Source organism: Enterobacter sp. BNK-29, assembly GCF_048684785.1.
GTDB classification, from domain to species: Bacteria; Pseudomonadota; Gammaproteobacteria; order Enterobacterales; family Enterobacteriaceae; genus Enterobacter; species Enterobacter cloacae_M.
Genome location: NZ_JBLQTU010000001.1, coordinates 2,021,939 through 2,047,087 on the forward strand (window position 1 = coordinate 2,021,939; position 25,149 = coordinate 2,047,087).

24 protein-coding genes are annotated in these 25,149 nt (G+C 54.1%); 22 read left to right on the forward strand and 2 right to left on the reverse strand.

Going from position 1 to position 25,149, the window contains the following annotated elements; translation table 11 throughout:
* The first annotated feature begins 184 nt into the window (after positions 1-184).
* Complete coding sequence (gene ravA, locus ACMGGX_RS09655; RefSeq protein ID WP_420298308.1) at positions 185-1,681, forward strand: ATPase RavA; 1,497 nt, start codon at positions 185-187, stop codon at positions 1,679-1,681.
* Positions 1,675-3,126, forward strand: a complete 1,452-nt coding sequence (gene viaA, locus ACMGGX_RS09660; RefSeq protein WP_420298309.1) for an ATPase RavA stimulator ViaA — start codon at positions 1,675-1,677, stop codon at positions 3,124-3,126. Before ravA ends, viaA begins: the two co-directional genes overlap by 7 nt.
* On the opposite strand, the gene asnA is transcribed toward viaA, so the two are convergent.
* The gene (gene asnA / locus ACMGGX_RS09665) at positions 3,127-4,119 is read right to left on the reverse strand and encodes an aspartate--ammonia ligase (RefSeq protein WP_420298310.1); all 993 of its coding nucleotides are present in this window, start codon (positions 4,117-4,119) and stop codon (positions 3,127-3,129) included.
* Between the two features lie 151 nt (positions 4,120-4,270).
* Here asnA and asnC point away from each other — a divergent pair, with 151 nt between their 5' ends.
* The 20 genes from asnC to phoU all read left to right on the forward strand — a co-directional run bounded on the left by asnC (position 4,271) and on the right by phoU (position 24,364).
* Positions 4,271-4,729: a transcriptional regulator AsnC gene (gene asnC / locus ACMGGX_RS09670; protein ID WP_023333916.1), complete on the forward strand. Its 459-nt coding sequence runs from the start codon at positions 4,271-4,273 to the stop codon at positions 4,727-4,729.
* Positions 4,730-4,819: 90 nt separating this feature from the next.
* Positions 4,820-5,269, forward strand: a complete 450-nt coding sequence (gene mioC / locus ACMGGX_RS09675) for an FMN-binding protein MioC (RefSeq protein WP_023309786.1) — start codon at positions 4,820-4,822, stop codon at positions 5,267-5,269.
* A gap of 374 nt (positions 5,270-5,643) precedes the next feature.
* A complete protein-coding gene (mnmG, locus tag ACMGGX_RS09680) occupies positions 5,644-7,533 on the forward strand; it encodes a tRNA uridine-5-carboxymethylaminomethyl(34) synthesis enzyme MnmG (RefSeq protein ID WP_014072433.1) in 1,890 nt (629 codons plus the stop codon).
* 107 nt (positions 7,534-7,640) lie between these two features.
* Entirely contained in the window at positions 7,641-8,264 is a 624-nt protein-coding gene (rsmG, locus tag ACMGGX_RS09685; protein ID WP_029741485.1) for a 16S rRNA (guanine(527)-N(7))-methyltransferase RsmG, read from the forward strand.
* 616 nt (positions 8,265-8,880) lie between these two features.
* On the forward strand, positions 8,881-9,261 hold the full coding sequence (gene atpI, locus ACMGGX_RS09690) for a F0F1 ATP synthase subunit I (protein WP_023333920.1): 381 nt from the start codon (positions 8,881-8,883) through the stop codon (positions 9,259-9,261).
* Positions 9,262-9,269: 8 nt separating this feature from the next.
* Positions 9,270-10,085, forward strand: a complete 816-nt coding sequence (gene atpB / locus ACMGGX_RS09695) for a F0F1 ATP synthase subunit A (RefSeq protein WP_023309789.1) — start codon at positions 9,270-9,272, stop codon at positions 10,083-10,085.
* Positions 10,086-10,134: 49 nt separating this feature from the next.
* Positions 10,135-10,374: a F0F1 ATP synthase subunit C gene (gene atpE, locus ACMGGX_RS09700; RefSeq protein WP_000429386.1), complete on the forward strand. Its 240-nt coding sequence runs from the start codon at positions 10,135-10,137 to the stop codon at positions 10,372-10,374.
* 48 nt (positions 10,375-10,422) lie between these two features.
* Complete coding sequence (atpF, locus tag ACMGGX_RS09705; RefSeq protein ID WP_014072436.1) at positions 10,423-10,893, forward strand: F0F1 ATP synthase subunit B; 471 nt, start codon at positions 10,423-10,425, stop codon at positions 10,891-10,893.
* Positions 10,894-10,907: 14 nt separating this feature from the next.
* Positions 10,908-11,441: a F0F1 ATP synthase subunit delta gene (atpH, locus tag ACMGGX_RS09710; RefSeq protein WP_023309790.1), complete on the forward strand. Its 534-nt coding sequence runs from the start codon at positions 10,908-10,910 to the stop codon at positions 11,439-11,441.
* 12 nt (positions 11,442-11,453) lie between these two features.
* Positions 11,454-12,995 carry a F0F1 ATP synthase subunit alpha gene (gene atpA / locus ACMGGX_RS09715; RefSeq protein ID WP_006808751.1) on the forward strand — a complete coding sequence of 514 codons (1,542 nt, stop codon included), beginning with the start codon at positions 11,454-11,456 and terminating at the stop codon, positions 12,993-12,995.
* Between the two features lie 51 nt (positions 12,996-13,046).
* Positions 13,047-13,910 (forward strand): F0F1 ATP synthase subunit gamma, encoded by an 864-nt coding sequence (gene atpG, locus ACMGGX_RS09720; protein WP_008500191.1) that lies wholly within the window; start codon positions 13,047-13,049, stop codon positions 13,908-13,910.
* 31 nt (positions 13,911-13,941) lie between these two features.
* A complete protein-coding gene (atpD, locus tag ACMGGX_RS09725) occupies positions 13,942-15,324 on the forward strand; it encodes a F0F1 ATP synthase subunit beta (RefSeq protein WP_006177559.1) in 1,383 nt (460 codons plus the stop codon).
* A gap of 20 nt (positions 15,325-15,344) precedes the next feature.
* Entirely contained in the window at positions 15,345-15,764 is a 420-nt protein-coding gene (locus ACMGGX_RS09730; protein ID WP_006177560.1) for a F0F1 ATP synthase subunit epsilon, read from the forward strand.
* A gap of 138 nt (positions 15,765-15,902) precedes the next feature.
* Entirely contained in the window at positions 15,903-17,273 is a 1,371-nt protein-coding gene (gene glmU, locus ACMGGX_RS09735) for a bifunctional UDP-N-acetylglucosamine diphosphorylase/glucosamine-1-phosphate N-acetyltransferase GlmU (protein WP_420298311.1), read from the forward strand.
* Positions 17,274-17,621: 348 nt separating this feature from the next.
* A complete protein-coding gene (gene glmS / locus ACMGGX_RS09740) occupies positions 17,622-19,451 on the forward strand; it encodes a glutamine--fructose-6-phosphate transaminase (isomerizing) (protein WP_205916095.1) in 1,830 nt (609 codons plus the stop codon).
* A 321-nt stretch (positions 19,452-19,772) separates the two neighbouring features.
* Positions 19,773-20,813, forward strand: a complete 1,041-nt coding sequence (gene pstS, locus ACMGGX_RS09745) for a phosphate ABC transporter substrate-binding protein PstS (protein ID WP_008500186.1) — start codon at positions 19,773-19,775, stop codon at positions 20,811-20,813.
* A 128-nt stretch (positions 20,814-20,941) separates the two neighbouring features.
* Positions 20,942-21,901 carry a phosphate ABC transporter permease PstC gene (pstC, locus tag ACMGGX_RS09750; protein ID WP_023309793.1) on the forward strand — a complete coding sequence of 320 codons (960 nt, stop codon included), beginning with the start codon at positions 20,942-20,944 and terminating at the stop codon, positions 21,899-21,901.
* Positions 21,901-22,791 carry a phosphate ABC transporter permease PstA gene (gene pstA, locus ACMGGX_RS09755; RefSeq protein WP_023309794.1) on the forward strand — a complete coding sequence of 297 codons (891 nt, stop codon included), beginning with the start codon at positions 21,901-21,903 and terminating at the stop codon, positions 22,789-22,791. The genes pstC and pstA overlap by 1 nt, the downstream gene beginning before the upstream one ends.
* Positions 22,792-22,838: 47 nt before the next feature.
* The gene (gene pstB, locus ACMGGX_RS09760; RefSeq protein ID WP_420298312.1) at positions 22,839-23,612 is read left to right on the forward strand and encodes a phosphate ABC transporter ATP-binding protein PstB; all 774 of its coding nucleotides are present in this window, start codon (positions 22,839-22,841) and stop codon (positions 23,610-23,612) included.
* Between the two features lie 26 nt (positions 23,613-23,638).
* A complete protein-coding gene (phoU, locus tag ACMGGX_RS09765; protein ID WP_008500182.1) occupies positions 23,639-24,364 on the forward strand; it encodes a phosphate signaling complex protein PhoU in 726 nt (241 codons plus the stop codon).
* Between the two features lie 85 nt (positions 24,365-24,449).
* Here phoU and yieH read toward each other — a convergent pair whose 3' ends face one another.
* Entirely contained in the window at positions 24,450-25,115 is a 666-nt protein-coding gene (gene yieH, locus ACMGGX_RS09770; protein ID WP_194401461.1) for a 6-phosphogluconate phosphatase, read from the reverse strand.
* Positions 25,116-25,149 lie beyond the last annotated feature (34 nt).

Here is a 25,149-nt window from a genome sequence, read left to right on the forward strand (position 1 = left end):
GTCCCTTGGCCCACAAAAAGCGCACAGTATGCACGATTCATTGCAAAATCGTACCCTTAAATGCAACCGCATTAATGTAGCGCAAAGAAAATTGCGCCGCACTTCAGTCTATTACCAGCCCTGACTGAAACGTCTATACTCGCTTCAATTGGCCGCCACGACGGCGAAAGGATGCAAAACTATTATGGCTCACTCACATTTATTAGCAGAAAGAATTTCCCGCCTCAGCAGCGCGCTGGAGAAAGGCCTTTTCGAGCGTAGCCACGCCATCCGCCTCTGCTTACTGGCTGCGTTGAGCGGTGAGAGCGTGTTTTTGCTGGGACCGCCGGGCATTGCCAAAAGCCTGATTGCCCGCAGGCTAAAATTTGCTTTTCAGAACGCCCGCGCCTTCGAATATCTCATGACCCGGTTTTCCACCCCAGAAGAAGTTTTTGGTCCGCTCTCCATTCAGGCATTGAAAGATGAGGGTCGCTATCAGCGTCTGACAGAAGGGTATCTTCCGGAGGCTGAGATTGTTTTTCTCGATGAGATCTGGAAAGCGGGGCCGGCTATTCTTAACACCCTCCTCACGGCGATAAACGAACGTCGATTCCGTAACGGCGCCAGTGAAGAGAAAATCCCGATGCGCCTGCTGGTGGCCGCCTCTAACGAACTGCCTGAAGCCGACAGCAGTCTGGAAGCGCTGTATGACCGTATGCTTATCCGTCTGTGGCTGGACAAAGTGCAGGATAAGTCCAACTTCCGCTCCATGCTGGTCAGCCAGCAGGATGAAAGTGAAAACCCGGTATCCGCTTCGCTGCAGGTGACGGATGAGGAGTATCACCAGTGGCAGCAGGATATCGGCAAAATCAAACTGCCAGACGCCGTCTTCGAGCTGATCTATCTGCTGCGCCAGCAGCTTGATCTCATCCCTTCAGCGCCCTATGTCTCCGATCGCCGGTGGAAAAAAGCGATCCGCCTGCTGCAGGCGAGCGCCCTGTTCAGCGGGCGTGATGCCGTCGCGCCAATCGATCTGATCCTGCTGAAAGATTGTCTCTGGCACGATGCAGAAGGCATGAACCTGATGCAGCAACAGCTTGACGTTTTGATGACCGGACACGCCTGGGGGCAGCAGGCAATGCTTAACCAGCTGGGGGCGATTGCCCAGCGGCGCATCCAGCTCCAGCAGCAGCAAAGTGATAAAACCGCGCTGAAAGTGAATCGCCTTGGGGGCATGTTCGCCCGCAAACCGCACTACGAGCTTCCCGCGGATCTGACCGGCGCAACGCTAACGTTGCTGCTTCAGCAGCCGCTTAAACTGCATGATATGCAGGTGGTGCATATTACGATTGAGCGCGAGGCGCTGGTGCAGTGGCTGGATAAGGGCGGAGAGATCCGAGGAAAACTCAACGGCATTGGTTTCGCGCAGCCGCTGAATATGGAAGTGGACAGTAGCCAGCACCTGGTGATCCGTGACGTCAGCCTCCAGGGATCGCGTCTTGCGCTGCCGGGAACCGCTTCGGATAGCGTGCCGGAAGAGATCAAGCAGCAGCTGGAAGCGCTGGATACCGAATGGCATCAGCAGCACACCCGCTTTAGCGAGCAGCAAAAATGCCTCTTTATTCATAGCGACTGGTTAGGTCGCATCGAAGCCAGCCTGCAGGACGTCAGCGCGCAGATCAAACAGGCGCGTCAATGCTAACGCTGGATACGCTTAACGTCATGCTGGCCGTCAGCGAGGAGGGGTTGATCGAAGAAGTGGTCATTACCCTTCTGGCGTCGCCGCAGCTGGCGGCGTTTTTTGAAAAATTTCCGAAGCTAAAAAAGGCGATGACGGACGATCTGCCCCGCTGGCGGGAAAATTTGCGTCAGCGGTTCAGGGAGACCGAAGTTCCGCCTGAGTTAACGGAAGAGGTGGCCTGCTATCAGCAGTGCCAGCGGCTCTCCACGTCACAGTTTATCGTCCAGCTCCCGCAAACCCTGACGTTGCTCGATAACGTCCACTCTCCGTTTGCCAGCCAGGCCCGGGCGCTGGTCACGGATAACGCCACCTTTACCCCCGCACTGCATACCCTCTTCTTACAGCGCTGGCGCCTCAGCCTGGTGGTTCAGGCCACAACGCTGAACCAGCAGCTGCTGGACGAAGAGCGTGAACAGCTGCTCAGCGAAGTTCAGGAACGGATGACGCTGAGCGGCCAGCTTGAACAGGTGCTGGTGGAGAATGAAAACGCCGCAGGGCGTCTCTGGGATATGAGCGCCGGCCAGCTCCGGCGCGGGGATTATCAGCTGATCGTCAAATACGGCGATTTTCTGGCTCAGCAGCCCGAGCTGATGAAGCTTGCAGAACAGCTGGGTCGCTCAAGGGAGGCAAAATCGGTCCCAAAGAAAGATGCCCCGATGGAAACCTTCCGCACCCTGGTGCGCGAACCGGCTACCGTGCCGGAGCAGGTCGACGGGCTCCAGCAGAGCGACGACATCTTACGCCTGCTGCCGACCGAGCTAAGCACGCTGGGGATGACCGAGCTGGAGTATGAGTTTTATCGTCGGCTGGTTGAAAAACAGCTTCTCACCTACCGACTGCACGGTGAAGCCTGGCGCGAGAAAGTCAGCCAACGGCCGGTCGTCCATCAGGATTTTGATGAACAGCCGCGCGGGCCATTCATTGTTTGCGTGGATACGTCCGGTTCGATGGGCGGGTTTAACGAGCAGTGCGCGAAGGCGTTCTGTCTGGCACTGATGCGCGTGGCGCTGGCCGATCGCCGTCGCTGCTTCATTATGCTCTTCTCCAGCGAGGTGGTGGGCTATGAGCTGACGAACCAGCAGGGGATCGAGCAGGCAATCCGCTTTCTGAGCCAGCGCTTTCGCGGCGGCACGGATCTGGCCAGCTGCTTCCGCAGCATTGTGGAGCGTATGCAGGGAGGTGACTGGTACGACGCTGACGCGGTGGTGATTTCCGATTTTATTGCCCAGCGGCTGCCGGATGACGTGGTGAATAAGGTGAAGGAATTTCAGCGGGTGCACCAGCACCGTTTTCACGCGGTGGCGATGTCAGCTCATGGAAAACCCGGCATCATGCGCATCTTCGATCATATCTGGCGCTTTGATACCGGGCTGCGTAGCCGCCTGCTCAGACGCTGGCAGCGTTAATTACAGAAGAGAACCGACGCTTTCACGTACCTGATGCGGCCAGACGCCACACTGAACCTGACCGATATGAGGTAATTGCAGCAGCAGCATGGTCAGACGGGACTGGCCGATACCGCCGCCTATGGTCTGAGGCATTTCACCGCGCAGCAGCGCCTGGTGCCACTCGAGTTTGAGACGATCTTCATCACCGGTGACCGCCAGCTGGCGCTTCAGCGCGTCCGCATCCACGCGGATCCCCATAGAAGAGAGCTCGAATGCGTCCTCCAGTACCGGGTTCCACACCAGAATATCGCCGTTCAGCCCGGCAAATTCGCCCTCACCCGCAGTGCTCCAGTCATCATAATCCGGCGCTCGAACGTCGTGGCGTTTGCCATCAGATAGTTTGCCGCCGATACCGATCAGGAATACTGCACCTAATTCTTTAGCGATCGCACGCTCACGGCCTTTAGCATCGAGATCCGGGAAGCGGCTCAGCAGCTCCTGGCTGTGGACAAAGTGGATCGTATCCGGCAGGAACGGTGCCAGACCAAACTCTTTGCTCACGGCCGCTTCGGTTGCTTTGATCCCGGCGTAGATCGCCTCAACGGTGGATTTCAGCGTACCGACGTGTCGTTCACCATCCCCCATTACGCGCTCCCAGTCCCACTGGTCAACGTAAACGGAATGAATCGGAGAAAGGCGGTCTTCGTCGGGACGAAGGGCTTTCATGTGCGTGTAGAGCCCTTCGCCCGCGCTGAAGTCGTGTTGTCCCAGGGTTTGACGCTTCCACTTCGCCAGGGAATGAACCACTTCGAACTGGGCGTCTGGCAGTGTTTTCACTTTCACCTGTACCGCTTTTTCGCATCCAGAGAGGTTATCCTGCGTCCCGTCACCCACGCGGCTCAGAATCGGCGCCTGAACTTCAATAAGGCCAAGCTTCTCTTCCAGCTGGCGGGAAAAATGGGATTTTACGAAACTGATCTGGCGTTGTTTTGCGATGTAAGCGGTTTTCATTATTTATACTCCTGCGTCCTGTTGATATTGATTAAGCAACAGAAATGGCATCATATTCAATAACTCATCAACAAAAAGCCACCTTCACTTTTGATTCGATAAAATTAAACGCTAGAATAGGGTGATTCATTAATCTTCATAAGAAAAAGCTATGGAAAATTATCAGATCGACAATCTCGACCGCGGCATCCTGGAGGCGTTAATGGCCAATGCCCGTACCGCCTACGCCGAGCTGGCAAAACAGTTTGGCGTCAGCCCGGGAACCATTCACGTCCGCGTAGAGAAGATGAAGCAGGCGGGGATCATTACCGGCGCACGCATTGACGTCAGTCCTAAACATCTGGGTTACGACGTCTGCTGCTTCATCGGCATCATTCTTAAAAGCGCCAAAGACTACCCTTCCGCCCTGGCGAAGCTGAACGCGCTGGATGAAGTCACCGAGGCGTATTACACCACCGGGCATTACAGCATCTTTATTAAAGTCATGTGCCGATCCATCGACGCCCTCCAGCAGGTACTTATCAACAAGATCCAAACAATCGATGAAATTCAGTCCACCGAGACGCTGATCTCCCTGCAAAACCCGATCATGCGCACCATCCGCCCGTGATCGGGCAAATTCATTCCCACATTTTCCACAGGTAGATCCCAGCTCGTTCACAGCGTACAATGGCCGTCTCTTTATCTGGGCGAGCGATCAATGGCGGACATTACCCTTATCAGCGGCAGCACCCTTGGTGGTGCGGAATACGTAGCGGAACACCTGGCTGAAAAGCTGGAAGATGCGGGCTTTTCCACGGAAACCCTGCACGGTCCGTTGCTTGAAGATCTCCCGACTGACGGGGTCTGGCTGCTGATCACCTCCACGCACGGCGCGGGCGATCTGCCGGATAACCTGCAACCTTTATATGACGAACTGCTGGAACAGCAGCCCGACCTGTCAAACGTCCGTTTTGGCGCGGTGGGGATCGGCAGTCGTGAATATGACACCTTTTGCGGGGCAATAGAGAAAGTTGAAGCCGCTGTAACCTCTTGTGGAGCAAAACAGCTGGGTGAAACGCTCAAGATCAACATCCTCGATCATGACATTCCGGAGGATCCAGCCGAGATCTGGCTCGCGGAATGGAAAAATTTACTCAAAAACGATTAAAGATCGCGCGAACAGATGTGGATAACTCTGGTTAAAAGCTCGTATTAACCCGTAGTTATCCAAAGAACAACTATTGTATCGTTTTTGACCTGTGTATAAAGTCGCGATCTGATCCCAGCTTATACTGCCCAGGATCACCGATCATTCACAGCAAACGATCCTTTCTAACTGCATGATCTTCTTTATGAGATCGGACTTATCCACACAGGTTCGCGATCCTAATAAGAGATCACAATAGAACAGATCTCTAAATAAAAAGATCTTCTTTTTAATAGCCCAGGATCCCAATGCTTTCTCGAAAGACTAAAGTTGAGTAGAATCCACGGCCCGGGCTTCAATCCATTTTCATACCGCTTTACGCGAGGCAGACCACCATGTTTTATCAGGATCCTTTTGACGTCATCATCATTGGCGGGGGTCATGCAGGCACTGAGGCCGCAATGGCCGCAGCGCGTATGGGTCAGCAGACCCTGCTTTTGACACACAATATCGACACGCTGGGACAAATGTCCTGTAATCCGGCGATTGGCGGCATTGGGAAAGGACACCTGGTAAAAGAAGTGGATGCACTTGGCGGCCTGATGGCGAAAGCGATCGATCATGCTGGCATCCAGTTTAGGATACTAAACGCGAGTAAAGGTCCCGCCGTGCGTGCGACCCGTGCCCAGGCAGACCGCGTGCTTTACCGCCAGGCGGTGCGTACCGCCCTGGAGAACCAGCCGAACCTGATGATCTTCCAGCAGGCGGTTGAAGATCTTATCGTTGAGAACGATCGCGTCGTAGGTGCCGTGACCCAGATGGGTCTCAAATTCCGTGCGAAAGCCGTGGTGCTGACCGTGGGCACATTCCTGGACGGTAAAATTCATATCGGTCTGGATAACTACAGCGGTGGCCGTGCCGGCGATCCGCCGTCTATTCCACTGTCTCGCCGTCTGCGTGAACTGCCGCTGCGCGTCAGCCGCCTGAAAACCGGTACGCCGCCGCGTATTGATGCGCGCACCATTGATTTCAGCGTGCTGGCGCAACAGCACGGTGATAATCCGATGCCGGTGTTCTCGTTCATGGGCAATGCGGCTCAGCATCCGCAGCAGGTACCGTGCTACATCACGCATACCAACGAGAAAACCCATGACGTGATCCGCAACAACCTCGATCGCAGCCCCATGTATGCCGGCGTGATCGAGGGGATCGGCCCACGCTACTGTCCGTCGATCGAAGACAAAGTGATGCGCTTCGCCGATCGTAACCAGCACCAGATCTTCCTGGAGCCGGAAGGGCTGACCTCTAATGAAATTTATCCGAACGGCATCTCCACCAGCCTGCCGTTCGATGTACAGATGCAAATTGTTCGCTCAATGCAGGGGATGGAGAATGCGAAAATCGTTCGTCCCGGCTACGCTATTGAGTACGATTTCTTCGATCCGCGCGACCTGAAGCCAACCCTGGAAAGCAAATTCATCCACGGTCTGTTCTTCGCGGGGCAGATTAACGGCACCACCGGCTACGAAGAAGCGGCTGCACAGGGCCTGCTTGCCGGTCTGAACGCCGCGCGCTTCTCCGCTGAGAAAGAGGGCTGGGCACCAGGCCGTTCTCAGGCGTATCTGGGCGTGCTGGTTGACGATCTCTGCACGCTGGGTACCAAAGAACCGTACCGTATGTTTACCTCTCGCGCGGAATATCGCCTGATGCTGCGTGAAGATAACGCCGACCTGCGTCTGACCGAAATGGGCCGCGAGCTGGGTCTGGTCGATGACGAACGCTGGGCGCGCTTCAACGAAAAGCTGGAGCGCATTGAACAGGAACGTCAGCGCCTGAAAACCACCTGGGTGAATCCGCAGGCGGAAACCGCTGCCGAAGTAAACGCTCACTTAACCGCGCCGCTGTCGCGTGAAGCCAGCGGGGAAGATCTGCTGCGCCGTCCTGAAGTCACCTACGAGAACCTGGTCAAACTGACCGCCTTCGCGCCGGGGCTGGAAGACGCTGAAGCGGCAGAGCAGGTTGAGATCCAGGTGAAGTACGAAGGTTACATCGCGCGTCAGCAGGATGAGATCGAAAAACAGCAGCGTAACGAAAACACGCTGCTGCCGGAAATGCTGGACTACCGCCAGGTGACGGGCCTTTCCAACGAAGTGATCGCCAAACTGAACGATCACAAACCGGTATCGATCGGCCAGGCATCCCGTATCTCGGGTGTTACCCCTGCGGCGATTTCGATCCTGCTGGTCTGGCTGAAAAAGCAGGGCATGCTGCGCCGCAGCGCGTAATGCCCAGAACATTGCCCGGTGGCGCTGCGCTTACCGGGCCTGATGAACCCGTAGGGCGGGTAAGCGAAGCGCCACCCGCCACCTAAGTTTTCCAACAGGTATTCACCGTGCTCAACAAACTCTCTCGTCTGCTGGATCAGGCAGGTATTTCGCTCACCGATCACCAGAAAAATCAGCTGGTGGCCTATGTCGATATGCTGAACAAATGGAACAAAGCGTACAACCTGACCTCAGTACGTGACCCCAACGAGATGCTGGTACGCCATATTCTCGATAGCATCGTTGTTGCCCCGTGGCTGAAAGGTGAGCGTTTTATCGACGTGGGTACGGGACCTGGTTTACCGGGCGTTCCGCTGTCGATTGTTCGCCCTGAGTGCCACTTCACGCTGCTGGACAGCCTTGGCAAGCGCGTGCGCTTTTTACGTCAGGTACAGCATGAGCTGAAGCTTGAAAACATCACGCCCGTGCAGAGCAGGGTAGAGGAGTTCCCGGCAGAGCCGCCGTTTGACGGTGTTATCAGCCGCGCGTTTGCTTCGCTCAATGATATGGTGAGCTGGTGTAAGCACTTGCCGGCAGAGAATGGCCGCTTTTATGCGCTGAAAGGGCAGTTGCCAGGCGATGAGATTGAACAGCTCCCGGACGGTTTTGCTGTTGAATCCATCGAGAAATTACACATTCCTCAGCTCGATGGGGAGCGTCATCTGGTGATAATTAAGCCAAACAATTTTTAAAAAATTAATAAAAAATGTGGAATTTGTGCTGTTCTTCGCATGTTAAAAAACAGCACAACTACCGGGGATTTACCGGTGAGCCTTTAACCTCTTTTTCACTAAGGTTTTTCTTCTGGTTAACCTTGCCACTTTTATTCACCGAGAAGATAGTCATCTGTGAAAATATAAGTCTGCTAAAAGTGGAAGGCAGTAACCAGAACGCAATGTTAATTGTTTATTAAGAATGTCAATAAAACGTTTTTATTGTGTACTGGGCTGTTTTGAAAATAGTTACGACGTTTTGCTTTTAATTTCATAAAGATAAATTTATGCGATTTGCGCCTTTGATAAATACAACCTTATCGCAAATGTGTGTTTTGTGATCTCGTGCACGCTTTATCGCCAACGTTTTCGCGCTGTTTGCAGTTTTGGTCGAAGGTTGACGCTTTCAGCGAAAGTTAAAAAATAGCGGTGGGGAAAAATATTTAAACATTTATTCACCTTTTCGCTACTTAATGTTTGAAATCACGGGTGCGCACCGTATAATTTGACCGCTTTTTGATGCTTGACTCTGAGCCTTAAAGGACGTTTTATACGACACGCGGCATACCTCGAAGGGAGCAGGAGTAAAAACGTGATGTCTGTGTCGCTCTTGAGTAGAAACGTTGCTCGTAAGCTTCTGTTCGTTCAGTTTCTGGCTGTGATAGCAAGTGGACTGCTGTTTAGCCTCAAAGACCCCTTCTGGGGCATCTCCGCCGTGTGCGGGGGTTTGGCGGTTGTGCTGCCAAACGTGTTGTTTATGATTTTTGCCTGGCGTCATCAGGCGCATACACCCGCCAAAGGCCGCGTGGCCTGGTCCTTCGCCCTCGGCGAAGTGTGTAAGGTGTTGCTGACCTTTGCTCTACTGGTGATGGCGCTGGCGGTTTTGAAAGTGGTCTTTATGCCGCTGATAGCAACGTGGGTTTTGGTGCTGGTGGTACAAGTTCTGGCTCCAGCTGTAATCAATAACAAAGGGTAAAAGGCATCATGGCTTCAGAAAATATGACGCCGCAGGATTACATAGGTCACCATCTGAATAACCTTCAGCTGGACCTGCGTACATTCTCGCTGGTGGATCCACATAACCCCCCGGCCACCTTCTGGACGATCAACATCGACTCCATGTTCTTCTCGGTGGTTTTGGGTCTTCTGTTCCTGGCCATGTTCCGCGGTGTTGCTAAACGAGCGACCAGCGGTGTACCAGGGAAATTCCAGACCTTCATCGAAATGATCATCGGCTTCGTCCATGGCAGCGTCAAAGACATGTACCATGGTAAGAGCAAGCTGATTGCTCCGCTGGCCCTGACCGTGTTCGTTTGGGTCTTCCTGATGAACCTGATGGACCTGCTGCCAATCGATCTGCTGCCGTTCATCGGTGAGCACATCTTCGGCCTGCCTGCGCTGCGTGTTGTACCGTCTGCGGACGTGAACATCACCCTGTCGATGGCGTTGGGCGTATTTATCCTGATTCTTTTCTACAGCATCAAAATGAAAGGCGTAAGCGGCTTTGTGAAAGAGCTTACCTTGCAGCCGTTCAACCACTGGGCGTTTATTCCGGTCAACCTGATCCTGGAAGGCGTTAGCCTGCTGTCCAAACCTGTTTCACTGGGTCTGCGACTGTTCGGCAACATGTATGCGGGTGAGCTGATTTTCATTCTGATCGCGGGTCTTCTGCCGTGGTGGTCACAGTGGATTCTGAATGTGCCATGGGCCATTTTCCACATCCTGATCATTACGCTGCAAGCCTTTATCTTCATGGTTCTGACGATCGTCTATCTGTCGATGGCGTCTGAAGAGCACTGATTTTTTACCAACACTACTACGTTTTAATTGAAACAAACTGGAGACTGTCATGGAAAACCTGAATATGGATCTGCTGTACATGGCTGCCGCTGTGATGATGGGTCTGGCGGCTATCGGTGCTGCGATCGGTATCGGCATCCTCGGGGGCAAATTCCTGGAAGGCGCAGCGCGTCAACCTGATCTGATTCCTCTGCTGCGTACTCAGTTCTTTATCGTTATGGGTCTGGTGGATGCTATCCCAATGATCGCTGTAGGTCTGGGTCTGTACGTGATGTTTGCTGTCGCGTAGTAGTAGTTTTAAAACCCTAAGCCACAGAAATTAAAGAGGTATTGTGCTGTGAACATGAACGCAACAATCCTCGGCCAGGCCATCGCGTTTATTCTCTTTGTCTGGTTCTGCATGAAGTATGTATGGCCGCCTTTAATGGCTGCCATCGAAAAACGTCAGAAAGAAATTGCTGACGGTCTGGCTTCCGCAGAACGCGCTAAGAAAGATTTGGACCTTGCACAGGCCAACGCGACAGACCAGCTGAAAAAAGCGAAAGCTGAAGCTCAGGTAATCATTGAACAGGCTAACAAACGCCGTTCTCAGATCCTGGACGAAGCCAAAGCTGAAGCAGAACAGGAACGTACTAAGATCGTGACACAGGCTCAGGCAGAAATTGATGCTGAGCGTAAACGTGCTCGTGAAGAACTGCGTAAGCAGGTTGCGATTCTGGCTGTTGCTGGCGCCGAGAAGATCATCGAACGTTCCGTGGATGAAGCTGCTAACAGCGACATCGTGGACAAACTTGTCGCTGAACTGTAAGGAGGGAGGGGCTGATGTCTGAATTTGTTACGGTAGCTCGCCCCTACGCCAAAGCAGCTTTTGACTTTGCTGTCGAACACCAAAATGTCGATCGCTGGCAGGATATGCTGGCGTTTGCCGCTGAGGTGACGAAAAACGAACAAATGGCTGAGTTGCTTTCCGGTGCGTTAGCACCTGAAACTCTCGCCGCGTCGTTTATCGCCGTGTGCGGAGAGCAACTGGATGCCAACGGCCAGAACCTGATTAAGGTGATGGCAGAAAATGGTCGTCTCCGTGTGCTCCCGGATGTTCTCGAGCAGTTTGAGCACTTACGTGCCCTCAGTGAAGCAACCGCTGAAGTCGAAGTGACTTCTGCGACTGAACTGAGTAATGAACAGCTTGCGAAAATCACCGCCGCGATGGAAAAACGTCTGTCACGCAAAGTTAAGCTGAATTGCAAAATCGATAAGTCTGTAATGGCAGGCGTAATCATCCGTTCGGGTGATATGGTCATTGATGGCAGCGTACGCGGCCGTCTTGAACGCCTTGCAGACGTCTTGCAGTCTTAAGGGGACTGGAGCATGCAACTGAATTCCACCGAAATCAGCGAACTGATCAAGCAGCGCATTGCTCAGTTCAGTGTTGTGAGTGAAGCTCACAACGAAGGTACTATTGTTTCTGTAAGTGACGGTGTTATCCGCATCCACGGCCTGGCCGATTGTATGCAGGGTGAGATGATTTCCCTGCCGGGTAACCGTTACGCTATCGCACTGAACCTGGAGCGCGACTCCGTAGGTGCAGTTGTGATGGGTCCATACGCTGACCTCGCCGAAGGCATGAAGGTTAAGTGTACTGGCCGTATTCTGGAAGTGCCGGTTGGCCGTGGCCTGCTGGGTCGCGTTGTTAACACCCTGGGTGCGCCAATCGACGGTAAAGGTCCGGTTGAGCACGATGGCTTCTCCCCAATCGAAGTTATCGCACCAGGCGTTATCGACCGTCAGTCCGTAGATCAGCCTGTTCAGACAGGTTATAAGTCCGTTGATGCCATGATCCCAATCGGTCGTGGTCAGCGTGAACTGATCATCGGTGACCGTCAGACCGGTAAAACCGCGATGGCTATCGACGCCATCATCAACCAGCGTGACTCCGGCATCAAATGTGTGTACGTGGCTATCGGCCAGAAAGCGTCCACCATTTCTAACGTGGTTCGTAAACTGGAAGAGCACGGCGCACTGTCTAACACCATCGTTGTGGTAGCAACCGCGTCTGAATCTGCTGCACTGCAATACCTGGCGCCATATGCCGGTTGCGCAATGGGCGAATACTTCCGTGACCGCGGTGAAGATGCGCTGATCGTATACGATGACCTGTCTAAACAGGCTGTTGCTTATCGTCAGGTTTCCCTGCTGCTCCGTCGTCCACCTGGACGTGAAGCGTTCCCTGGCGACGTATTCTACCTCCACTCTCGTCTGCTGGAGCGTGCTTCCCGCGTTAACGCGGAATACGTCGAGAACTTCACCAAAGGTGAAGTGAAGGGTAAAACGGGCTCTCTGACCGCTCTGCCGATCATTGAAACCCAGGCGGGTGACGTTTCTGCGTTCGTTCCGACCAACGTAATCTCCATTACCGATGGTCAGATCTTCCTGGAAACCAACCTGTTTAACTCCGGTATTCGTCCGGCGGTTAACCCGGGTATCTCCGTATCCCGTGTTGGTGGTGCTGCTCAGACCAAGATCATCAAGAAACTGTCCGGTGGTATCCGTACCGCGCTGGCACAGTATCGTGAACTGGCTGCGTTCTCTCAGTTCGCATCCGATCTGGACGAAGCAACCCGTAAACAGCTGAGCCACGGTCAGAAAGTGACCGAACTGCTGAAGCAGAAACAGTACGCACCAATGTCTGTTGCTCAGCAGGGCCTGGTACTGTTCGCGGCTGAACGCGGTTACCTCGAAGATGTGGAACTGGCGAAAATCGGTAGCTTCGAAGCCGCTCTGCTGGCTTACGTCGACCGTGATCACGCTCCGCTGATGCAAGAGATCAACCAGACCGGTGGCTATAACGACGAAATCGAAGGCAAGCTGAAAGCTATCCTCGATTCCTTCAAAGCAACCCAATCCTGGTAATCGTCCGGCGGCTTGTCTCAGGACAAGCCGCCTGGCATTGAGGAGAAGCTCATGGCCGGCGCAAAAGAGATACGTAGTAAGATCGCAAGCGTCCAGAACACGCAAAAGATCACTAAAGCGATGGAGATGGTCGCCGCTTCCAAAATGCGTAAATCGCAGGATCGCATGGCGGCCAGCCGTCCTTATGCAGAAACCATGCGCAAAGTGATTGGTCACCTTGCAAACGGTAATCTGGAATATAAGCACCCTTACCTGGAAGAACGCGACGTTAAGCGCGTGGGCTACCTGGTGGTGTCGACCGACCGTGGTCTGTGTGGCGGCTTGAACATTAACCTGTTCAAAAAACTGCTGGCGGATATGAAAGCATGGTCTGAAAAAGGCGTTCAGTGCGATATCGCAATGATCGGCTCTAAAGGCGTCTCTTTCTTTAACTCCGTTGGTGGGAACATTGTCGCTCAGGTGACCGGTATGGGGGATAACCCGTCCCTGTCCGAACTGATCGGCCCGGTTAAAGTGATGTTGCAGGCTTATGATGAAGGCCGTCTGGACAGACTGTACGTTGTCAGCAACAAATTCATTAACACCATGTCTCAGGTTCCAACGCTCACTCAGATGCTGCCGTTACCGGCATCAGAAGATGACGAGCTGAAGCAAAAAGCCTGGGATTACCTGTATGAACCCGATCCGAAACCGCTGCTGGATACCCTGCTGCGTCGTTACGTTGAATCTCAGGTTTATCAGGGCGTTGTAGAAAACCTGGCCAGCGAGCAGGCCGCACGAATGGTGGCGATGAAAGCCGCGACCGATAATGGCGGCAGCCTGATTAAAGAGCTGCAGTTGGTTTACAACAAAGCTCGTCAGGCCAGCATTACTCAGGAACTCACCGAGATCGTCTCGGGGGCCGCCGCGGTTTAACCAGGTTTACGAATTACGTAGAGGATTCAAGATGGCTACTGGAAAGATTGTCCAGGTAATCGGCGCCGTGGTGGACGTCGAGTTCCCTCAGGACGCCGTACCACGCGTGTACGACGCGCTTGAGGTACAGAATGGTAACGAGAGCCTGGTGCTGGAAGTTCAGCAGCAGCTCGGCGGCGGTATCGTGCGTACCATCGCGATGGGTTCTTCCGACGGTCTGCGTCGTGGTCTGGAAGTCAAAGACCTCGAGCACCCGATCGAAGTCCCGGTAGGTAAAGCAACACTGGGTCGTATCATGAACGTATTGGGTCAGCCAATCGACATGAAAGGCGACATCGGTGAAGAAGAGCGTTGGGCTATCCACCGCGCAGCACCTTCCTACGAAGAGCTGTCAAGCTCTCAGGAACTGCTGGAAACCGGTATCAAAGTTATCGACCTGATGTGTCCGTTCGCGAAGGGCGGTAAAGTCGGTCTGTTCGGTGGTGCGGGTGTTGGTAAAACCGTAAACATGATGGAGCTGATCCGTAACATCGCGATCGAGCACTCCGGTTACTCCGTGTTTGCGGGCGTAGGTGAACGTACTCGTGAGGGTAACGACTTCTACCACGAAATGACCGACTCCAACGTTCTGGACAAAGTATCCCTGGTTTACGGCCAGATGAACGAGCCACCAGGAAACCGTCTGCGCGTTGCGCTGACCGGTCTGACGATGGCTGAGAAGTTCCGTGACGAAGGCCGTGACGTTCTGCTGTTCGTAGATAACATCTATCGTTACACCCTGGCCGGTACGGAAGTATCTGCACTGCTGGGTCGTATGCCTTCAGCGGTAGGTTATCAGCCTACGCTGGCGGAAGAGATGGGTGTTCTTCAGGAACGTATCACCTCTACCAAAACCGGTTCTATCACCTCCGTTCAGGCGGTATACGTACCTGCGGATGACTTGACTGACCCATCTCCAGCAACCACCTTTGCGCACTTAGATGCAACCGTGGTACTGAGCCGTCAGATCGCGTCTCTGGGTATCTACCCGGCCGTTGACCCGCTGGATTCCACCAGCCGTCAGCTGGATCCACTGGTTGTTGGTCAGGAACACTACGACACCGCGCGTGGCGTACAGTCCCTGCTGCAGCGTTACCAGGAACTGAAAGACATCATCGCCATCCTGGGTATGGATGAACTGTCTGAAGAAGACAAACTGGTGGTAGCACGTGCGCGTAAGATCCAGCGCTTCCTGTCCCAGCCGTTCTTCGTTGCGGAAGTATTCACCGGTTCTCCGGGTAAATACGTTTCCCTGAAAGACACCATCCGTGGCTTTAAAGGCATCATGGAAGGCGAATACGATCACCTGCCAGAGCAGGCGTTCTACATGGTTGGTTCCATCGACGAAGCCGTGGAAAAAGCCAAAAAACTTTAACGCCTTAATCGGAGGGTGATATGGCAATGACTTACCACCTGGACGTCGTCAGCGCAGAGCAACAAATGTTCTCTGGTCTGGTCGAGAAAATCCAGGTAACGGGTAGTGAAGGTGAACTGGGTATTTTCCCGGGTCACGCACCGCTGCTCACCGCCATTAAGCCTGGTATGATCCGCATCGTTAAACAGTTCGGTCACGAAGAGTTTATCTATCTGTCCGGCGGCATTCTTGAAGTGCAGCCTGGCAGTGTGACCGTTCTGGCCGATACCGCTATCCGTGGCCAGGATCTCGACGAAGCGCGAGCCCTGGAATCGAAGCGTAAGGCTGAAGAGCACATTAGCAGCTCTCATGGTGACGTGGATTACGCTCAGGCGTCTGCGGAGCTGGCCAAAGCGATCGCGAAACTGCGCGTTATCGAGTTGACCAAAAAAGCGATGTAACACCGGCTTGAAAAGCACAAAAGCCAGTCTGGATATCAGGCTGGCTTTTTTTTTCGGCCTTAATTCATGATGAAAAAAATGTAGAATTTTAAGCATCAAACGTTTTTACTTCACACTCAAACTACCGTCAGGATGCGTATGTCAAACAGTGCGATGAGCGTGGTGATCCTTGCCGCTGGCAAAGGGACCCGCATGTATTCCGATCTGCCTAAGGTGCTCCACACGCTTGCAGGAAAGCCAATGGTGCAGCATGTCATTGATGCAGCGAACGAGCTGGGTGCCAGTCAGGTCCACCTGGTCTACGGCCACGGCGGCGATCTGCTTAAAAAGACGCTGAGCGATGACAAGCTCAACTGGGTGCTTCAGGCCGAACAGCTGGGCACAGGCCATGCGATGCAGCAGGCTGCGCCTTTCTTTGCGGATGACGAAGACATTTTGATGCTCTACGGCGATGTCCCGCTGATCTCCGTTGAAACCCTGACTCGCCTGCGTGAAGCCAAACCGCAGGGCGGCATCGGTTTGTTGACCGTCGTGCTGGACGATCCAAGCGGTTATGGTCGCATCACCCGTGAAAACGGCAACGTCACGGGTATTGTTGAGCACAAAGATGCCAGCGACGAACAGCGCCAGATTCAGGAGATCAACACCGGTATCCTGATTGCCAACGGCGCGGATATGAAGCGCTGGCTGTCCAGACTCGACAACAACAACACGCAGGGTGAATACTACATCACCGACATCATTGCGATGGCGTACCACGAAGGGCGTGAAATTGCCGCCGTTCATCCGGCGCGCATCAGCGAAACGGACGGCGTGAACAACCGCCTGCAGCTCTCCCGTCTTGAGCGTATTTATCAGTCCGAGCAGGCCGAAAAACTGCTGCTGGCGGGCGTGATGCTGCGCGATCCTGCTCGTTTCGATCTGCGTGGTTCGTTATCTCACGGCCGTGACGTTGAAATTGATACGAACGTTATCCTCGAAGGTCACGTCACACTGGGCAATCGCGTCAAAATTGGCGCCGGCTGCGTGATTAAAAACAGCGTCATCGGTGACGACTGCGAAATCAGCCCATACAGCGTGGTGGAAGATGCCCGTCTGGATACGGCGTGTACCATCGGCCCGTTTGCGCGTCTGCGCCCGGGCGCTGAGCTGCTGGAAGGCGCTCACGTGGGTAACTTCGTGGAGATGAAAAAAGCGCGTCTAGGCAAAGGCTCGAAAGCCGGTCATCTGACCTATCTGGGCGACGCGGAAATCGGCAATAACGTGAATATTGGTGCAGGGACTATTACCTGTAACTATGACGGCGCGAATAAGTTTAAAACCATCATCGGTGACGACGTGTTTGTTGGATCCGATACGCAGCTGGTGGCGCCTGTTACCGTGGGTAACGGGGTGACCATTGCCGCCGGAACAACCGTTACGCGCGATGTGGCCGAGAACGAGTTGGTGTTAAGCCGCGTTCCGCAGGTCAGCAAGCAGGGCTGGAAACGTCCGGTGAAGAAAAAGTAACAACAAGGCGGGTGGCGCTACGCTTACCCGCCCTACGATTGAGTAGGCCTGATAGGCGTAGCCGTCATCAGGCAAACCCGGGAGAGGAGATAAATATATATTTCCCCCCATAAGCAGTACCCATAAAAATAACCCCACTCTCTACAAGGCTCGGGGTGCCCGGAAAGGGCGTTACCCAAAGGATTTCGCGTTGTGGCAAGGCGGCAAGCGTATGAGTCCATGGGAGCTTACTTAAGTAAGTGACCGTGGCGAGTACGAGAAGCCAACACAGCCGCAGCGTGAAAGACGCAGGGAAAATACAGGTCAGCGACAACGCAGGCATAATGCCTAAATTCGGAATCTAAAATTATGTGTGGAATTGTTGGCGCAGTTGCGCAGCGTGATATTGCTGAAATCCTTCTCGAAGGTTTACGTCGTCTGGAATACCGTGGTTACGACTCAGCCGGTCTGGCTGTCGTCGATGCAGAAGGTCATATGACCCGTCTGCGTCGTCTCGGTAAAGTGCAGATGCTGGCCCAGGCCGCGGAAGAACATCCGCTGCACGGTGGGACCGGTATTGCTCACACCCGCTGGGCGACGCACGGCGAACCCTCTGAAGGTAACGCGCACCCGCATGTGTCTGAACACATCGTGGTCGTGCACAACGGCATTATCGAAAACCACGAACCGCTGCGCGAAGAACTGAAAGCGCGCGGCTACACCTTCGTCTCTGAAACTGACACCGAAGTGATTGCTCACCTGGTGCACTGGGAGCTGGAGCAGGGCGGCACGCTGCGTGATGCGGTGCTGCGCGCTATCCCTCAGCTGCGCGGTGCGTACGGTACGGTGATCATGGATTCCCGCGATCCGTCCACATTGCTGGCCGCGCGTTCCGGTAGCCCGATGGTTATCGGTCTGGGCATGGGTGAAAACTTCATCGCTTCTGACCAGCTGGCGCTCCTGCCGGTTACCCGTCGCTTTATCTTTCTCGAAGAGGGTGATATCGCGGAAGTGACCCGTCGCAGCGTGACCGTCTTTGATACCAAAGGCGAGCAGGTGAAACGTCAGGAGATTGAATCGAATCTGCAGTACGACGCGGGCGACAAAGGCGCTTACCGTCACTACATGCAGAAAGAGATTTACGAGCAGCCAAACGCCATCAAAAACACGCTGACTGGGCGCATCAGCCACGGTGAAGTGGATCTGAGCGAGCTGGGCGCAAACGCGAACGAACTGCTCGGCAAGGTCGAGCATATTCAGATCGTGGCATGCGGCACCTCCTACAACTCCGGTATGGTCTCTCGCTACTGGTTTGAATCCCTGGCGGGCGTGCCGTGCGATGTGGAAATCGCGTCTGAATTCCGCTATCGCAAATCCGCGGTGCGTCGTAACAGCCTGATGATCACCCTTTCCCAGTCTGGTGAAACGGCGGATACGCTGGCAGCGCTGCGTCTGTCTAAAGAGCTGGGTTACCTGGGCTCGCTGGCCATCTGTAACGTCCCTGGATCATCGCTGGTGCGTGAGTCCGATCTGGCGCTGATGACCAAAGCGGGCACCGAAATCGGTGTGGCCTCCACCAAAGCGTTTACCACTCAGCTGACCGTTCTGCTGATGCTGGTGGCGAAGCTGGCGCGTCTGAAAGGTGAAGATGCGTCCGTTGAGCACGACATCGTTCACGGCCTGCAGGCGCTGCCGAGCCGTATTGAGCAGATGCTGTCTCAGGACAAACGCATAGAAGCGCTGGCGGAAGATTTCTCTGACAAACATCACGCCCTGTTCCTGGGTCGTGGCGATCAGTATCCGATTGCGCTGGAAGGCGCGCTGAAGCTGAAAGAAATCTCCTACATTCACGCTGAAGCCTATGCGGCTGGCGAGCTGAAGCACGGCCCGCTGGCGCTGATTGACGCGGATATGCCGGTCATCGTTGTGGCACCAAACAACGAACTGCTGGAAAAACTGAAGTCTAACATCGAAGAAGTGCGCGCCCGCGGCGGTGTTCTGTACGTCTTCGCCGACAAAGATGCCGGTTTTGTCAGCAACGACAACATGCACATCATCGAGATGCCGCATGTGGAAGAGGTTATCGCACCAATCTTCTACACCGTTCCGCTGCAGCTGCTGTCCTATCACGTTGCGCTGATCAAAGGCACCGACGTTGACCAGCCGCGTAACCTGGCGAAATCGGTTACCGTAGAATAATCCCTTCAGGCTCCACCTTCGGGTGGAGCTTTTTTATCCTTCCCGGCTTGTTTTTAATCAATCCTTTCTCGTTTTTAATAATGACAATTTGTCATCTTCAGCTACTTTTTTCAGTGTCACATAAAGAAAATATTTCTGAAAACGTCTTGTCATAAAAGCGGCTAACGCGATGAAAATTAAGCTTTCTTTTGCTGGTTTTTAAGTGAAATTAACGTTGTCATAAAACTGTCATAATTCGTACATTTATCTGTCACCTGTTTGTCCTATTTTGCTCATCGTAGCCACTAAACAACGATTTACGAAAATCTTGCAGGAGACATTATGAAAGTTATGCGTACCACTGTCGCAACTGTTGTCGCCGCGACCTTATCTCTGAGCGCGTTCTCTGTATTTGCAGAAGCAAGCCTGACTGGCGCTGGTGCAACCTTCCCTGCGCCGGTGTATGCCAAATGGGCGGATACCTACCAGAAAGAAACCGGTAACAAGGTTAACTATCAGGGTATCGGCTCCTCCGGTGGCGTTAAACAAATTACCGCGAACACTGTTGATTTCGGCGCATCAGACGCTCCGCTGTCTGATGACAAACTGGCTCAGGAAGGCTTGTTCCAGTTCCCTACCGTGATCGGTGGTGTGGTTCTGGCCATCAACCTGCCGGGCGTGAAGTCGGGTGAGCTGGTGCTGGACGGCAAAACGCTGGGTGACATCTACCTGGGTAAAATCAAAAAATGGGATGACGAAGCGATCGCTAAACTCAACCCAGGCTTGAAGCTGCCTTCTCAGAACATCGCCGTGGTTCGCCGCGCGGATGGTTCCGGTACCTCTTTCGTGTTCACCAGCTACCTGGCAAAAGTGAACGAAGAGTGGAAATCTAAAGTCGGCTCCGGCTCTACCGTTAACTGGCCAACCGGTCTGGGCGGTAAAGGTAACGACGGTATCGCCGCGTTTGTACAGCGTCTGCCTGGCTCAATTGGTTACGTAGAGTATGCGTACGCTAAGCAGAACAACCTGTCCTACACCAAACTGGTTTCAGCCGACGGCAAACCGGTTAGCCCGACCGAAGAGAACTTTGCTAACGCGGCGAAAGGCGCTGACTGGAGCAAATCCTTCGCGCAGGATCTGACTAACCAGAAAGGCGAAGGTGCGTGGCCAATCACCTCTACCACCTTCATCCTGGTTCACAAAGAGCAGAAAAAACCTGAGCAGGGCGCCGAAGTGCTGAAGTTCTTCGACTGGGCGTACAAAAACGGCGGCAAACAGGCTAACGCCCTGGATTACGCTACCCTGCCGGACAACGTGGTTGAGCAGATTCGTGCTGCATGGAAAACCAACGTGAAAGACAGCAGCGGTAAAGCGCTGTACTAACAGGATATATTTAACGAAGATGGCGGGTGGCGCTGCGCTTACCCGCCCTACGGTTTAAGCTGTAGGCCCGGTAAGCGTCAGCGCCACCGGGCATATTCGTAAAAACGTCTCAAACAGAAGAGTAATTTATGGCTGCAACCAAGCCTGCATTTAACCCTCCGGGTAAAAAAGGTGACATGATTTTCAGCGCGCTGGTGAAACTGGCTGCGCTGATTGTGCTATTGCTGCTGGGCGGCATTATCGTGTCTCTGATTTTCTCCTCATGGCCGAGCATCCAGAAATTCGGTTTTTCCTTCCTGTGGACCAAAGAGTGGGACGCGCCGAACGATATCTACGGTGCCCTTGTGCCGATTTACGGCACGCTGGTGACCTCGTTCATCGCCCTGCTGATTGCGGTTCCGGTGAGCTTTGGTATTGCCCTGTTCCTGACGGAGCTGGCGCCGGGCTGGCTGCGACGCCCGCTGGGTATTGCCATCGAACTGCTGGCGGCTATTCCAAGTATCGTTTACGGCATGTGGGGCTTGTTCATCTTTGCTCCGCTGTTCGCCACGTACTTCCAGGAACCGGTCGGTAACGTGCTTTCCGCTATTCCGTTTGTGGGTGCCCTGTTCTCTGGCCCGGCTTTCGGTATAGGCATTCTGGCGGCAGGTGTGATCCTCGCCATCATGATTATTCCGTACATTGCGGCGGTCATGCGCGATGTCTTCGAACAAACGCCGGTGATGATGAAAGAGTCGGCCTACGGCATCGGCTGCACCACCTGGGAAGTTATCTGGCGCATTGTCCTTCCGTTCACCAAAAATGGGGTGATCGGGGGAGTGATGCTGGGCTTAGGTCGTGCGCTGGGTGAAACCATGGCGGTGACCTTTATCATCGGTAACACCTACCAGCTCGACAGCGCGTCGCTCTACATGCCGGGTAACAGTATTACCTCGGCGCTGGCGAATGAATTTGCGGAAGCGGAATCCGGGCTGCACGTGGCGGCGCTGATGGAGCTGGGTCTGATTCTGTTCGTTATCACCTTCATTGTTCTGGCGATTTCCAAGCTGATGATTATGCGCCTCGCTAAAAATGAGGGAGCACGCTAATGGCAACTCTCGAAATGCAAGCTACCGCTGAACTGGCGGAATCCCGCCGCAAAATGCAGGCCAGACGCCGCATGAAAAACCGTATTGCCCTGTCGCTCTCTATGGCGACGATGGCATTCGGCCTGTTCTGGCTGGTCTGGATCCTCTTCTCGACGGTCGTTCGCGGGATTGACGGGATGTCACTGTCGCTGTTCACCGAAATGACGCCGCCGCCGAACACGGCGGGTGGTGGCCTGGCGAATGCCCTGGCGGGCAGCGGCCTGCTGATCCTCTGGGCGACGGTCTTCGGCACGCCGCTGGGTATCATGGCGGGCATCTACCTGGCAGAATACGGTCGTAAATCCTGGCTGGCGGAAGTGATTCGCTTCATCAACGACATTCTGCTGTCTGCACCTTCTATCGTCGTGGGTCTGTTTGTTTACACCGTGGTGGTGGCGCAGATGGAACACTTCTCCGGCTGGGCGGGCGTAATTGCCCTGGCGCTGCTGCAGGTGCCGATTGTTATTCGTACCACCGAAAACATGCTGAAACTTGTGCCGGACAGCCTGCGCGAAGCGGCTTATGCGCTGGGTACGCCGAAATGGAAGATGATCTCTGCGATTACGCTGAAGGCGTCTGTCTCCGGCATCATGACCGGTATCCTGCTGGCGGTTGCGCGTATCGCGGGTGAAACGGCGCCGCTGCTGTTTACGTCTCTCTCCAATCAGTTCTGGAGCACGGACATGATGCAGCCGATCGCCAACCTGCCGGTGACGATCTTTAAATTTGCGATGAGCCCATTCGCGGAATGGCAGCAGCTGGCCTGGGCCGGGGTGCTGATCATTACCCTTTGCGTACTGTTGCTGAACATTCTGGCGCGCGTCATTTTCGCGAAGAAGAAACACGGTTAATTTTTTACGGCGCGGCAGCTCGCGGCGCCGAATGAGGAAATGAGTCAATGAGTATGGTTGATACTGCCCCGGGTAAGATTCAGGTTCGTGATTTGAACTTCTACTACGGCAAATTCCATGCCCTGAAGAACATCAACCTGGATATCGCGAAGAACCAGGTCACGGCATTTATCGGTCCGTCCGGCTGTGGAAAATCCACGCTGCTGCGTACCTTTAACAAAATGTATTCGCTCTATCCGGAGCAGCGTGCTGAAGGTGAAATCATCCTGGACGGTGAAAACATTCTGACCCAGGCTCAGGATATCGCCCTGCTGCGCGCCAAAGTGGGGATGGTGTTCCAGAAACCAACGCCGTTCCCGATGTCCATTTACGACAACATCGCGTTTGGCGTTCGCCTGTTTGAAAAACTCTCCCGTGCTGATATGGACGAGCGCGTGCAGTGTGCTTTGACCAAGGCCGCATTATGGAACGAAACCAAAGATAAGTTGCACCAGAGCGGTTACTCTCTCTCCGGTGGTCAGCAGCAGCGTCTGTGCATTGCGCGCGGTATTGCTATTCGCCCGGAAGTGTTGCTGCTGGATGAGCCGTGTTCAGCGCTGGACCCGATCTCAACCGGCCGTATTGAAGAGCTGATCACCGAGCTGAAGCAGGATTACACCGTGGTTATCGTGACCCATAACATGCAGCAGGCTGCACGTTGTTCCGATCACACGGCGTTTATGTACCTGGGCGAGTTGATTGAGTTCAGCGATACGGACGCGCTGTTCACCAGGCCCGCGAAGAAACAAACCGAAGATTATATTACTGGCCGCTACGGTTGATTTGCCTTAGTGCATGTGGAGAAACCATGGACAACCTCAATCTTAATAAACACATTTCCGGCCAGTTCAACGCAGAGCTGGAAAGCATTCGCACCCAGGTAATGACCATGGGCGGCATGGTCGAGCAGCAGCTTTCTGATGCGATTACGGCAATGCACAACCAGGACAGCGAGCTGGCGAAGCGCGTCATTGAAGGCGACAAAAACGTCAACATGATGGAAGTCGCTATCGACGAGGCCTGCGTGCGCATTATCGCGAAACGTCAGCCGACGGCGAGCGACCTGCGTCTGGTGATGGCGATCATCAAGACCATCGCCGAGCTGGAGCGTATTGGTGACGTTGCGGATAAAATCTGCCGCACCGCGCTGGAGAAATTCTCTCAGCAGCACCAGCCCCTGCTGGTGAGCCTGGAGTCGCTGGGCCGCCACACCGTGCAGATGCTGCACGACGTGCTGGATGCCTTTGCGCGTATGGACCTGGACGAAGCGGTGCGTATCTACCGTGAAGACAAGAAGGTCGACCAGGAGTATGAAGGCATCGTGCGTCAGCTGATGACCTACATGATGGAAGATTCACGTACGATCCCAAGCGTACTGACCGCCCTGTTCTGCGCGCGCTCTATTGAGCGTATTGGCGACCGCTGCCAGAACATTTGCGAATACATCTTCTACTTCGTGAAAGGTCAGGACTTCCGTCACGTGGGCGGCGACGAACTGGACAAGCTGCTGGCGGGTAAAGATCCGAAAGAGTGATTTTTGTGGCGGATGGCGCTAGTGCTTACCCGCCCTACGAGCCCTGTAGGCCGGATAAGCGTTAGCGCCATCCGGCTTTGTTTTTTCAGCGTGTAATATCCCACCCGCGCGCTTTCCACAATTCAGGCAATTGCGCCAGATCGGTAAAGGTCGTCACGTTGGGATGATCGATCGGCTTGTTGTGCGGATCGGCGCAGAAGTAAAACACCTCCATCCCCGCATCAATCCCCGACTGCGCGCCTGCAGACGAGTCATCCACCAGAATGCAGTTCTCTACGTTGACGTTCATCGCTTTTGCCGCATGGAACATCAGCGCCGGGTCTGGCTTCCAGCGCTGGATATCGTAGCCGCTGAACAGTTTTTCCGGGAAATGGTGCAGCATCTCAAGCTTGCCCAGCGAGTGCTGCATTTTGCTGACCGGGCCGTTAGAGACGACGCAGACTGGCACCGTCATCGCATCCAGCAGCGCGTTAGCCCCGGAGATAACTTCCAGCTCGGAGTCGAACAGGCGTGCGACCTCGGCGCGGTACACCGGTTCCAGATCCGCTTTCGCCAGATCCACGCCGTGTTCTTCGTTAATGATGTCGATGATCTCGTAGAGCTTCACGCCCTTAAAGCGTTTAAACACCTCTTCAAGTTCCAGCGTAATGCCAAATTCCTGGAACATGGTGACATACGCGCGGGAACAAATGACCTCACTGTCGACCAGCGTACCGTCGCAGTCGAAAAATACCGCTTCAATTCCGGACATGCCTTTCCCTTTTAACAAGTTTAACGTTTACGTT